Source organism: Thermoanaerobacter ethanolicus JW 200, assembly GCF_003722315.1.
GTDB classification, from domain to species: domain Bacteria; phylum Bacillota; class Thermoanaerobacteria; order Thermoanaerobacterales; family Thermoanaerobacteraceae; genus Thermoanaerobacter; species Thermoanaerobacter ethanolicus.
Map to the genome: position 1 here is coordinate 2,827,209 of NZ_CP033580.1, position 12,963 is coordinate 2,840,171.

A 12,963-nucleotide genomic window follows, 5' to 3' on the forward strand; every position below is an offset into this window, starting at 1 on the left:
CTTATCTTTTAGAGTTTATCAAAGACATTACCTCTGCCCTTGATTTTTCATCTGTTCTAAATATTCCTCTCAAAGCAGAAGTAACAGTCTTAGCCCCCGGTTTTTTGATACCTCTCATTGTCATACACAAATGTTCTGCCTCAATGACAACGGCAACACCTAAGGGATTCACTGCTTCCATTATGGTATCTGCAATTTCACTTGTCAACCTCTCTTGAAGCTGTGGTCTTTTTGCTAAAATGTCTACTATACGGGCTAATTTTGAAAGGCCTAAAATTTTACCCTTTCTAGGCAAATAGGCCACATGGGCAACTCCTATAAAAGGCAAGAGATGATGTTCGCACATAGAATAAAGCGGAATATCTTTTACAAGTATTATTTCTTGATGTTCATCCTCCTGAAAAATCTTTATAACATCTTTTACATCCGTATGAAGGCCAGCAAAAATCTCTTCATACATCCTTGCAACTCTATCAGGAGTTTCAAGGAGCCCCTCCCTATCCGGATCTTCACCTATGGCTTCAAGTATGTCTCTTACCGCTTTTTTAATCTTTTCTTTATCTATCATATGTGATACCCCTTTATTTAAAAAGTCGACAACTTTATTATATTATTTTTATCTCTAAAAAGCCAGTCCTTACAAAAAAGTTAAAAAGCAGTCTTTCGACTGCTTTTCTAATCATTTCTAGGTTTCATTGTCGGGAATAATATCACATCTCTTATAGAATAAGCATCTGTCATAAACATCACAAGTCTGTCTACCCCTATGCCCAATCCTCCAGTCGGTGGCATACCAACCTCAAGAGCATTTATAAAATCTTCATCCATCATATGGGCTTCTTCGTCACCGGCTTCTCTTTGTTTTAATTGTTCTAAAAACCTTTCTTTTTGGTCTATAGGGTCATTTAATTCTGAAAAGGCATTAGCCACTTCTCTTCCGTAAATAAAGGCTTCAAATCTAGAAGTAAATGCTGGATTGTCGTGTTTTCTCTTAGCTAAAGGAGAAATCTCTACAGGATAATCCATAACAAAAGTTGGCTGTATCAAATGTTGTTCTACCAGCTCATCAAAAACAAGTGCTATTACTTCTCCCTTTTGCATTCCTTCTTTTGTCTCAAGGTTTAATCTCTTCGCTATCTCTACTGCTTCTGCATCTGTCTTAACTTCATTAAAGTCTACACCTACATATTCTTTTATTGCATCCACCATAGTAATTCTCTTCCAAGGAGGTGTCAAATCTATTTCTGTCCCTTGATAAACTATTTTCGTAGTACCGTTAACCTTTTGGGCCACATAGGCAAATAATTGTTCTGTAAGTTCCATCATACCGTAATAATCCGTATAGGCTTCGTAAAGTTCCAACAAAGTAAATTCCGGATTGTGCCTTATATCCATTCCTTCATTTCTAAAAACTCTGCCCATTTCATATACTTTTTCCAGGCCACCGACAATAAGTCTTTTTAAGTGAAGCTCTAAAGCAATTCGCAAGTACATATCAATGTCTAAAGCATTGTGATGAGTAATAAAAGGTCGTGCTGCAGCCCCACCCGCAATAGTATGAAGAATAGGAGTCTCCACTTCTAAAAATCCTCTATTGTCAAGAAATTCTCTTATCGCCTTTATTATTTTCGTCCTCTTTAAAAATACCTCTTTTACTTCGGGATTTATTATTAAATCCGTATATCTCTGTCTATAACGCAAATCAGGGTCTTTTAAACCGTGCCATTTCTCTGGAAGTATTTGAAGAGATTTAGACAAAAGCTTAAAGTCTGTTACGCGAATAGTTATTTCACCAGTTTTAGATTTAAATACCTCGCCTGTAACCCCTATTATATCTCCAATGTCGAGGATTTTAAAAATTTCATAATTCTTCTCTCCTACTGTATCATACTTAACGTAAATCTGTATCCTGCCATCCCTATCTTGAATATCTGCAAAAGAAGCTTTGCCATGGGCTCTTTTGGACATAATTCGTCCTGCAAGAGTCACTACTTTGCCTTCAAAATTCTCGTAATCGTTTTTAATATCAGAGGATACATTAGTCCTTTCAAACCTGTCAATACCGTAAGGTTCTACTCCCATGCTTCTTAAAATATTTAATTTTTCTCTTCTTATTCGCAAAAGTTCATTGAGTTCTTCAGTGTTGTTCCAAATGTTATCATTTGAATTAGACATATTAACCCACATCCTTTCGCTTTGCTCAAGCACAAATTGTAATGAAAGTGTGTTATTGAGCGATATTTTTGATATAATTTCTTTAAAATATATAGATATACTACAAAGCACGGAGGAGGGAGTGGAATTATTTCTACCACTCATTGGACTCAAGTCCGCATATTAACATGTGTAGAATATCTTCTCAAGCACAAATAAGTGTGACTTTGATCACGTACACTAATCATTGTATAAGCAATTCCTTAGTGTTCATGTGCTGGATATTCAGTCAATGTCTATATATTTTAATTTTTATCTCTTTTGGAGGGTTGTTTATGTTAAAAATTGTTCACCCTATCTGCTGCGGCATAGATGTCCACAAAAAATTCCTAGTTGCTGCTATTGCTATTACTGATTCTAATAATGTTACTACTTACGTTAAAAGACGCTTTTCTACCTTTAACTCTGACCTTATTAAGTTAAGGGATTGGCTTCTTAGTTACAATTGTTTCGAAGTCTGCATGGAATCCACTGGTAAGTATTGGATTCCAATCTTTAATGTCCTTGAAAAATCCTGTCATGTTGTTATTGCTAATCCTAAGTATCTCCGTGCCATTAAAGGACAAAAAACCGATGATAAGGATGCTACCTGGATTGCCGATTTATTTAAATTCGATATCGTCCCTTCTAGTTTCGTCCCTCCTAAGGATATCCGCATGTTACGTGAACTTGTTCGCTATCGTTCTAAACTTATTGGACATCGTTCCAGTGAAAAAAACAGGCTTCAAAATGCCCCCACCGTATCCAACATCGCTTTAGCCTCCGTCGTGAGTGATTCTTTCGGTAAATCTGCTTCTTCTATCATTGAATATATTTTAACTTGCGATACTTTTGACCCTGAATACTGCAAGTCACTTTTACACAAAAGTCTTTATAAAAAGGCTGACGAAGTCATTCAGTCGATTATTGGATACGAATTGAGGGTTGATCAATCAGTCAAGATGAAGGTTTGCAGAAAACACTATGACTTTATCAATCTTTGTGTTTCTGAGTTGGATAAAGCCATTTCTCAATTGGCCAAACCTTATCAAGACTTGATTGATATCTCTGTTACCCTTCCTGGCATAACCGAAAAATCGGCAACTTATATCATCGCTGAAATTGGCACGGATATGACAGTTTTTAAATCTGACAAGCACCTTTGCTCTTGGGCTGGTCTTACTCCTCAAAACAACGAAAGTGCAGGTAAGAAAAAATCTGTCCATGTCTCAAGAGCAGGTGTTTATTTAAAACCTCTCTTAATACAGTGTGCCAATGCAGCAATTAGGGATAAAAAGAATCCTTATTTTAGGCTTAAATATGAACGTATTAAAAAGCGCCGCGGTCATAAACGGGCAATTGTTGCTATTGCTCGTATGATCCTCACTTGTCTCTATCATATGCTTTTGAAAAGGGAACCTTTTAATCCTTCTGACGCCGATTATACTAATATGCCAGAAAAACTTTATCAAAAGCATAAGCAACAATATATTAAGAAAGCTATTAAACTTTTAGAAAAAGAAGGTTGTACTATTATCCCTCCAAAAATTACTTAACATTATATATTACCATTATTTGGCTTTGGGCAGCTTTATTTGGTGCCCTTTTTGTCATGCCCAAATTTAACTATTTTACTTTCACACTATACCTCCATCACCCTTTATTTGCGTATTTCTAATATTTTTAACTTTATAATTCCAGCAGGAACTTCAACAGAGACAACATCTCCTACTTTTTTCCCTAAAAGCGCTTTCCCTATTGGAGATTCGTCAGATATCTTGTTATTCATTGGGTCAGCTTCTGCTGAACCTACAATTGTATACTCTACTTCTTCATTATAGGATTCGTCATACACTTTTACAGTACAGCCAATGCTAACCTGGTCAAGTTTTATGTCTTCTTCGTCAATCACTTTTGCATTTTTAAGCATGGCTTCTAAGGTAGCTATTCTTCCTTCTATAAATGCTTGCTCGTTTTTTGCTTCGTCGTATTCTGAGTTTTCACTTAAATCTCCAAATGCTCTCGCTTGTTTTATCTTTTCTGCTACTTCAGCTCTTTTGACCGTCTTTAAATATTCTAATTCTTCCTCTAATTTTTTAAGTCCCTCATAAGTTAAAATTACAGGCTTACTCATAGACGATTCTCCTTTTTATAAAAATTGAAAATTGTATTTTATTCATATGTAGCAATAATGAAATTTATGTTAATATTAATACACAAGCACTGCTTCAGCAGTGCTTGTGTAATTTTCCATGTGGATTATTATAAATCAGTTAACAAATAAAGTCAAGTCTAAATTATGCAAATTTCCACTCTTGTAATCTCTTTTTAGCGTTTTTTCTCACAGATTCTATCTTTTCCATTGTAACTTCTCGCTCGAAACTTCTAAATCCCGCCAATTTAAACCCATGCTTTTTAGCAAGTTTTGATATCTCATCCACTTGTTCTACAGTCAAATCTCGCCCTAAAGAATAATTCTCAATTCGTCCTTCCATAGCAAGAATCATTGTCTCTGCCATACAGGCATAACTTGTTTTAGGTGGAAAACCAAAGTTAAAGTGGAAGTCTACATCGCCAGGCACCTCTACTACTCCACCTTCTATGACTAAAACATCATCTCTTTTATCCGCAACTTCCTTTGACACATCTCTCGGTCTTGCTACATCGCATACAACAGCCCCTGGTTTTAGATATTCGGGTTTTATCACCGTATCTACTGCACTTGTAACAGTGATTATTATATCCGCGTCTTCTAAGGCTTCTTTTACATCTGAAGTGATATGGGCAGACATACCCGTTTTTGTTAAAAGATAGTCTCTAAAGTTTTGCAATTTTTCTTTATTTCGTGCTACAAGTGTCATGTATTTAGCATCTCGGGACAAAATTTCTGCACAGACTTTGCCGATTGAGCCTGTCGCTCCTATCACAACGACATGAGAATCTCTTACATCTTTACCCATCATCTCTGCGGCTTTTACTGCTCCTTCTATTGCTGTAGCGACTGTATAACTGTTGCCAGTAGTTACAGCGATGTTTGAATTTTTAGCAATTGTTATCCCTGCATCTCCTACAACAGAGGTCATAGCCCCCAAGCCGACAACTTCTGCACCTAAATTTTCTGCAATTTTTACCGCTTTTATTATTTTATTTAAAACATAGTCCTCAGGCAATTTTAACATTTGTTCAGAGGTCAAAGGAACCGCCACAAACCAACCTTCTGTCTCAGCATATTCGCTTTTAACCCCTGTTATTTCGGAAACTTTCATAGGAGGAAGAAGTCTTGTAAAACCTTCCACAACTCTTTTGGGAAACTTCTCCATTATTTTAAACTTGCGGCTTACATCTTCGTACTCTATAGGATGTATTATAAAACCAAATTTATGCATATTTATTACCTCCCTATTTTTGTAAATATTCTATTCTAGGTTCAAAACCTATTTTATCCAAAAGTTCATCGTAATCTTGTGGCGTCATTTCTTCTTGTTTTTTACCTGCTATTGCCACAAGAACTCCTTCCATCACATTTGTTCCAAAAGACCTGCCATTTATGTTGGGGGTAGTAGTAATTAATAGTTCCACCCCCCTCTCTTTTATCATTTCCACATCTTCCTGTGTAACTGTGTTAGTCACAATTATCTTCCCATCAAGCCTTTCAGGCATGTATTTTTTGATAAAAAGAAAATCCCCTGCAATTATGTCTGCTTCTTTATAAAATCTTTCATATTTTTTACTATCTATTTTCAATTGCTTGTCTCCTGTGGGATAAATCATTTCAAAGGGAAGACGTACCACAATCGGCACAATGATAAAAGAAAGAAAATACACAACCTTTAAGGAATGCAAGGGTATAGGGATATTCAAAGCAAACATCAAATCCCCTATAATAAGTCGTGCACCCTCTTCATAAAAAGCTTGTGCCATGCCAAACCTGTCCATAACACTTGTCATAAGCACTTTTTTCCCTTTTAAATCAACTATTCCTTTTTTCTGTATGTATTTTATTACTTTTCTTTCAAGTGTATTTTTAAGCCCCGAGCCGTCCACAATTGGCGTAATCTTTGCTGCATTTTTTAACGGCAATGCATCTTTTATGATATATCTTTTATTGCCTGCTGAAAGGTATAAATCTATTCCTCCCATTCCAAAAGCGTCAACTTTTCCATCCAACTCTTTAATAAGTTCTATGGCTTTTTTCAAGTCCCCATCAGTTCCTATTCTTTCTATTATAAATTTTTCTCCTAAAATCTCTACCTCTGCTGTTTTATTTCTTGTGGAAGAACCTATGCTTATACTTACAACCCTCTTCATATTTTCACCCTTTCAATGAATTCAATATCTCTTTTACTACTTCAGGGTCAACATATACATCTTCTGTCAAAGGAGAATGTCCAATATTTATAGTTATGATATCTCTGTCAAATATAGCTTCTACCAATTGGCTCCTTTTGTCTGAACCTAAAAATATTATCACGTCGTGAGATTGAATTTTAGCAATCAAGTCCATTACCATGTTAAAAAGCTCCACACCACTCATGTTTTCAGCCAAGCTCAATCTCTCTTTCTCAGACAAAAGAAGTGTAAAATTAACTCCCCACTCTCTTAAAAGCTCTTCCAATTCCTCTTTATTTTTTATAGGAAAACCTACTACAGCAATATTTCCTCCTTTTCTAACCTCACCTAAACTTTCTAGTCTCGATACAAAACTTCTGTCAACTTTAAAGCGAGAGGCAACCTCTTGCTGTGAAAGACCATTTTGTCTCATTTCAATTATTTTATCTATTATGCCGTGCAATTTCTCTAAATTTATAGTCTTATCACCAATTTTAATAAATTTCATTTGCACAACCTCCAGTGTGCACATTTTGTGCTCACATTAATTACAATTTTAATACTTTTTTAAAAAAATTTCAATACTAAAAAGAAAAATAATCCAGAAACTTTTCTGGACTATTGACCCCAAAACTTCTCAATAGGTTTTAATAAATGATTAATTATTCTATTAGTGGAAGTAATTTGAACATTTAAAAGGTAAAGAAGATTAAATACATATCCTGCAATTAAAAAGACAAAAAACACAACAACCTCCTTGACCTTTTTTTCTCTTACAAGTCTTGGCACCTCAATAAAAGAAAAAAGGACAAATAAAAGAGTAAGCATAATCACTTTAAAAATCATTTATCTCACCTCGGATGTATAGGCTTAGAAGACAGTCCTGACCTTTTTATAACTGATTTTACTGCTACGTTAAATTTCACATCAGGGTAAATTTTATCCCAATCTTTTTCAACTTCTTTCCATAATGCAGGATTTCTTTTGTGCAAAATGTCTACAAACCCTACTACATCAACATTGTACTTCTTTTGAAGTATAAAAAGGGCATGTTCTATGGCAGTTTTTATTTTTTTGCTTACCATGGTTTGCAATTTCTCCAGGTTTTCTGGCTCAGTTAACTCATATTTTGTTTCTTGCTCATTTAAATAAGCTTCTACATTTACTTTTATGTCGAAAGAAATATCACCATCTTTTATTTTAGGAGAAATTTGTGTGCGCGCTTTAGTAACTACAAGAGAGATATGGGCCTTTTCTCCTTTTAGACCTTTATCTAAAGTCAAGGTACTTCTTTTTAATTTATTCATAAGTGTAGCAACTGCTTTTGTATCTTGTTCTTCTAAAAAGCCAATTAATTTGTCATTGTCAAACACTGCAGAGCCAGACAGTCTAATCCCTGTGGCTTTTCCATCTTTTTTTACAATCACGAGTCTTCCTGTAATAGGCGCTTTTTTAGGAATTTCCAATGTTTCAATAAATTCATTTAAATCAGAAACATAAGAAGAAGCCGTATTTGCCTGATTTGATATAAGCCCCATAACTTCTTTATAAGGATATCTTTCCAGTTCATTAGAGCTGGGAAGATTAAAAAGTTCTTGTATGCTTCCCCCTGTTACAACTAATATATAGGCAGTCCTCCTAAACTCAGGATTTCTCGTCATAAAGTCTAAAGTTTGATATATCCCTGAGCGCGCAAATTTTTCATCTAAAAATATTATTTCGTTATATTGCATAAAAAGGCTCCTTGGCAACTCATCATTTAAATTAGCAAAAGCTTTCGCAAAATCTACACCACTGGCTTGGAAGACAGCATAAGGTTTGCCAGCTGCACTTCCTCCTCCAGTCCCACCGGTACCGCCTCCACCTGCTGTAAGAAGGCCCGGTCTTAAAATTTCTACAATGAGATGTATCATGTCGTCTTTTCCTCTTTCAATACCTAATCCCTGGACAAATGCTAATTGATTTATTTCTCTCTTGTCCCAGCAACCCGTCAGTAAAATGGCAATTGTCAAAATTAATATTATAAATCTTTTCATATTAACCCACATCCTTTCGCTTTGCTCAAGCACAAATTGTAATGAAAGTGTGTTATTGAGCGATATTTTTGATATAATTTCTTTAAAATATATAGATATACTACAAAGCACGGAGGAGGGAGTGGAATTATTTCTACCACTCATTGGACTCAAGTCCGCATATTAACATGTGTAGAATATCTTCTCAAGCACAAATAAGTGTGACTTTGATCACGTACACTAATCATTGTATAAGCAATTCCTTAGTGTTCATGTGCTGGATATTCAGTCAATGTCTATATATTTTAATTTTTATCTCTTTTGGAGGGTTGTTTATGTTAAAAATTGTTCACCCTATCTGCTGCGGCATAGATGTCCACAAAAAATTCCTAGTTGCTGCTATTGCTATTACTGATTCTAATAATGTTACTACTTACGTTAAAAGACGCTTTTCTACCTTTAACTCTGACCTTATTAAGTTAAGGGATTGGCTTCTTAGTTACAATTGTTTCGAAGTCTGCATGGAATCCACTGGTAAGTATTGGATTCCAATCTTTAATGTCCTTGAAAAATCCTGTCATGTTGTTATTGCTAATCCTAAGTATCTCCGTGCCATTAAAGGACAAAAAACCGATGATAAGGATGCTACCTGGATTGCCGATTTATTTAAATTCGATATCGTCCCTTCTAGTTTCGTCCCTCCTAAGGATATCCGCATGTTACGTGAACTTGTTCGCTATCGTTCTAAACTTATTGGACATCGTTCCAGTGAAAAAAAACAGGCTTCAAAATGCCCCCACCGTATCCAACATCGCTTTAGCCTCCGTCGTGAGTGATTCTTTCGGTAAATCTGCTTCTTCTATCATTGAATATATTTTAACTTGCGATACTTTTGACCCTGAATACTGCAAGTCACTTTTACACAAAAGTCTTTATAAAAAGGCTGACGAAGTCATTCAGTCGATTATTGGATACGAATTGAGGGTTGATCAATCAGTCAAGATGAAGGTTTGCAGAAAACACTATGACTTTATCAATCTTTGTGTTTCTGAGTTGGATAAAGCCATTTCTCAATTGGCCAAACCTTATCAAGACTTGATTGATATCTCTGTTACCCTTCCTGGCATAACCGAAAAATCGGCAACTTATATCATCGCTGAAATTGGCACGGATATGACAGTTTTTAAATCTGACAAGCACCTTTGCTCTTGGGCTGGTCTTACTCCTCAAAACAACGAAAGTGCAGGTAAGAAAAAATCTGTCCATGTCTCAAGAGCAGGTGTTTATTTAAAACCTCTCTTAATACAGTGTGCCAATGCAGCAATTAGGGATAAAAAGAATCCTTATTTTAGGCTTAAATATGAACGTATTAAAAAGCGCCGCGGTCATAAACGGGCAATTGTTGCTATTGCTCGTATGATCCTCACTTGTCTCTATCATATGCTTTTGAAAAGGGAACCTTTTAATCCTTCTGACGCCGATTATACTAATATGCCAGAAAAACTTTATCAAAAGCATAAGCAACAATATATTAAGAAAGCTATTAAACTTTTAGAAAAAGAAGGTTGTACTATTATCCCTCCAAAAATTACTTAACATTATATATTACCATTATTTGGCTTTGGGCAGCTTTATTTGGTGCCCTTTTTGTCATGCCCAAATTTAACTATTTTACTTTCACACTATCCTCTTGTATCCTCCTGCCTTACAATATTTTTTCTCTGTATAGTTCGAGGTCTTAATATCTTTGCCCACCATGGTATCCTTATAAGCACATCAGACAACTCTTGAGTCTTACTTGGTGCCATAGGTGCAAGATATGGCACTCCAAAAGATTCTAGTGATGCCATATGAGCTAGTATCATCATAACCACCATTATTATCCCAAAAAACCCTAAAGTCCCAGCCGCAATCATTATGATAAATCTTAAAAGCCTAAAAGTTATGGCTATATTAAAAGCCGGAATTGCAAAGGAAGCTATTCCCGTCAATGCCACCACAATAACCATTGCAGGCGATACAAGTCCTGCTTGCACAGCTGCTTGTCCTATTACAAGACCTCCAACAATGCTCACAGCCTGACCTACTTGCATAGGAAGCCTAATTCCTGCTTCTCTAAGTATTTCAAAAGTGACTTCCATGAATAAAGCCTCTAAAAGAGCAGGAAAAGGTACTCCCTCCCGCTGTGCAGCTACAGAAATAGCCAGTTGCGTAGGTATCATTTCTTGATGAAAAGTAGTCTCTGCAATGTATATTGAAGGAAATAACAAAGCCGTCAGCATAGCTATAATCCTCAAAACTCTAAGAGCTGAAGATAAAAAATATCTCTCATAATAATCTTCCCCTGCTTGAAAAAATTGTACAAAAATTGCAGGAACTGTAAGCACAAAAGGTGAACCATCTACCAATATTGCTACTTTCCCTTCTAAAATTTCTGCACTTACTCTATCCGGCTTTTCAGAATGAGCTATTTGGGGAAAAGGAGAAAAAGGATTATCTTCTATAAATTCTTCTAAATAGCCACTGTCAATTACTCCATCAATTTGAACTTTTTTTAATCTTTTTTTCACTTCTTGAACTACTTTATCCTCTGCAATACTCTTTATATAAGCAATAGAAACATCAGTTTTAGAATATTTACCTATTTTCATATTTTCAATTACAAAATCAGGGTGTTTTATTCTCCTTCTAAGCATAGAAGTATTTATTCTTAAAGTTTCTACAAAAGCCTCTTTAGGACCTCTTACATAGGATTCTGTAGTAGACTCAGCTATATTTCTTCCTTCCCATCCCTTTGTAGAAATGATTAATGCTTTTTCCACTCCATCAATTAAAAGTATTGTCTCTCCAGAAAGTAAGTCGTCTATTATATCTCCAATTTTATCTTTTACATTTACTTCTGAAGTTGTTATAAAATATTCATTTATATAATTAAAGAGTTGGTCATTAGTGTATATGATTTTATTCAACTTTCTTGTCTCTATCATTATTGGCTCTAAAATATTTCGAGTAATTAACAACTTATCTACCATTCCATCTACATATACTAAAAAAGCTTTAACTTTTTTATCTCCTATGCTAATTTGCCTAAAAACCATGTCATTATTCCCTTTTAAAAGCACTTGAAATATATATATATTTTCTTCTAATTCTTTGCTAAGAGTCATGTATTGATAATTTTCTTTTACATACTGTGGATCAGGCAATTTATGGGGCATTTTATACACCTCCAAATATTATTATTTCAAGTTTTTTTTAGAATATTATGTTAGTGTCGGACAAATAATAAAAAAAAATGGGTTTGGGAGTCGGTTATGTTTAAAAGAATGGAACAATATGAAAAGACTTCAGAAAAGAAAATTTCTACAAAACAAATGATATTTTTATTGGTCACAACTGTGATCTCAACAGCAGACGTTTTTTTGCCTTCTTTTGTGGCATTAGCTGCAAAACAAGACTCTTGGATTTCAGTCTTAATATCTTTTGTAACCTCCAGTATTGTCTTTGTCTTTTATTATAAACTAGCAATGCTCTTTAAAGAGGAAATACTTTTTTCTTATGTGGACAAGATAGTTGGAAAATTTATAGGCAAAATAATAGCTTTCCTTTATTTATTGTTTATTTTACACGGTATTTCTTTAGTAATGAGAGAATTAATAGAGATCATGGTCAATGCTTTTATGCCTCACACCCCCCCAATAGTTTTCTATGTAGTCTTGATGATATCAGTAATGTACACCGTCTCAAAAGGTTTTTTAGCAATTGTCAAACTAAATGAGTTTTTATTTCCTTTTGGAATGCTCCTATTGGCATTTGTAATCACTTTGGACCTTCCAAAAGTTGATATGACAAATTTTCTCCCAATACTTGAAGACGGCATAAAACCGCCAATAATAGGTTCAATCCTCATTACTTCCTTCATGCTTGAAACGGTAATAATACTTCTTATATTCCCTCATATCTCAGAAAAAGAAAAGGCTTTAAAAGGAGGGATATTAAGCCTTGGAATATTAGCTCTTAGCATGATGTTGGGAGTTTTAGCAATAGGAATATTTGGAGCAAAAACTGCAGCGAATTTCCAATTTACAGCTTTGGAAATGGTGAGAAATATAAGAATTAGCGATTACATACAGCGATTTGATTCATTGGTAATGGCAATGTGGTTAATGGGAATTTATCTTAAAATTGTAATATTTACTTATCTCTTCGCAAAAGGATTGGCTGAAACGATAAAATCCCCAGATTACCGCTTTATTTTGCTGCCACTTGCTACTTTGTTAATCCCACTTTCCGAAAATGTGTCTGAAAGTTTAGATGGATTGTACACTTATTTTCAAAGATGTTTTCCCTTTGAGGTCTTTTGGTTTGAAGTGTTTTTCCCTATACTTCTTTATATAATCGCAAAAATTAGAAAAATAAAATGAGA

At 34.9% G+C, this 12,963-nt stretch carries 13 protein-coding genes; 4 read left to right on the forward strand and 9 right to left on the reverse strand.

Annotation, left to right across the window (positions count from 1 at the left end; translation table 11 throughout):
* Position 1: 1 nt before the first annotated feature.
* Both folE and lysS read right to left on the reverse strand, forming a co-directional pair.
* Positions 2–568 (reverse strand): GTP cyclohydrolase I FolE, encoded by a 567-nt coding sequence (gene folE, locus EB239_RS14135; RefSeq protein ID WP_003871303.1) that lies wholly within the window; start codon positions 566–568, stop codon positions 2–4.
* Between the two features lie 107 nt (positions 569–675).
* Positions 676–2,175 (reverse strand): lysine--tRNA ligase, encoded by a 1,500-nt coding sequence (gene lysS, locus EB239_RS14140; protein WP_042835642.1) that lies wholly within the window; start codon positions 2,173–2,175, stop codon positions 676–678.
* A 314-nt stretch (positions 2,176–2,489) separates the two neighbouring features.
* On the opposite strand from lysS, the gene EB239_RS14145 reads away from it, so the two are divergent.
* Positions 2,490–3,749, forward strand: coding sequence for an IS110 family RNA-guided transposase (locus EB239_RS14145; RefSeq protein ID WP_129545135.1), 1,260 nt, complete (start codon positions 2,490–2,492; stop codon positions 3,747–3,749).
* Positions 3,750–3,853: 104 nt separating this feature from the next.
* On the opposite strand, the gene greA is transcribed toward EB239_RS14145, so the two are convergent.
* From greA to EB239_RS14175, 6 genes are all read right to left on the reverse strand, one after another.
* On the reverse strand, positions 3,854–4,327 hold the full coding sequence (gene greA, locus EB239_RS14150; RefSeq protein ID WP_003867815.1) for a transcription elongation factor GreA: 474 nt from the start codon (positions 4,325–4,327) through the stop codon (positions 3,854–3,856).
* A gap of 163 nt (positions 4,328–4,490) precedes the next feature.
* Positions 4,491–5,579: an NAD(P)H-binding protein gene (locus EB239_RS14155; protein ID WP_003871470.1), complete on the reverse strand. Its 1,089-nt coding sequence runs from the start codon at positions 5,577–5,579 to the stop codon at positions 4,491–4,493.
* A 13-nt stretch (positions 5,580–5,592) separates the two neighbouring features.
* Positions 5,593–6,501 carry a hypothetical protein gene (locus EB239_RS14160; protein WP_003871471.1) on the reverse strand — a complete coding sequence of 303 codons (909 nt, stop codon included), beginning with the start codon at positions 6,499–6,501 and terminating at the stop codon, positions 5,593–5,595.
* A 4-nt stretch (positions 6,502–6,505) separates the two neighbouring features.
* Positions 6,506–7,030: a helix-turn-helix domain-containing protein gene (locus tag EB239_RS14165; RefSeq protein ID WP_003871472.1), complete on the reverse strand. Its 525-nt coding sequence runs from the start codon at positions 7,028–7,030 to the stop codon at positions 6,506–6,508.
* A 110-nt stretch (positions 7,031–7,140) separates the two neighbouring features.
* Complete coding sequence (locus EB239_RS14170) at positions 7,141–7,368, reverse strand: hypothetical protein (RefSeq protein ID WP_003871473.1); 228 nt, start codon at positions 7,366–7,368, stop codon at positions 7,141–7,143.
* 5 nt (positions 7,369–7,373) lie between these two features.
* The gene (locus EB239_RS14175; protein ID WP_042835670.1) at positions 7,374–8,558 is read right to left on the reverse strand and encodes a Ger(x)C family spore germination protein; all 1,185 of its coding nucleotides are present in this window, start codon (positions 8,556–8,558) and stop codon (positions 7,374–7,376) included.
* 314 nt (positions 8,559–8,872) lie between these two features.
* Between EB239_RS14175 and EB239_RS15410 the strand changes: the two genes are divergently transcribed.
* Together EB239_RS15410 and EB239_RS15415 are read left to right on the forward strand one after the other, a co-directional pair.
* A complete protein-coding gene (locus EB239_RS15410) occupies positions 8,873–9,373 on the forward strand; it encodes an IS110 family transposase (protein WP_208638259.1) in 501 nt (166 codons plus the stop codon).
* Positions 9,366–10,133, forward strand: a complete 768-nt coding sequence (locus tag EB239_RS15415; protein ID WP_208638260.1) for a transposase — start codon at positions 9,366–9,368, stop codon at positions 10,131–10,133. The genes EB239_RS15410 and EB239_RS15415 overlap by 8 nt, the downstream gene beginning before the upstream one ends.
* A gap of 86 nt (positions 10,134–10,219) precedes the next feature.
* Here the strand turns inward: EB239_RS15415 and EB239_RS14185 are convergent, their stop codons facing one another.
* On the reverse strand, positions 10,220–11,755 hold the full coding sequence (locus tag EB239_RS14185) for a spore germination protein (protein ID WP_003870706.1): 1,536 nt from the start codon (positions 11,753–11,755) through the stop codon (positions 10,220–10,222).
* Positions 11,756–11,851: 96 nt separating this feature from the next.
* Between EB239_RS14185 and EB239_RS14190 the strand changes: the two genes are divergently transcribed.
* Complete coding sequence (locus tag EB239_RS14190; protein ID WP_003870707.1) at positions 11,852–12,961, forward strand: GerAB/ArcD/ProY family transporter; 1,110 nt, start codon at positions 11,852–11,854, stop codon at positions 12,959–12,961.
* The last annotated feature ends 2 nt before the right edge of the window (positions 12,962–12,963 follow it).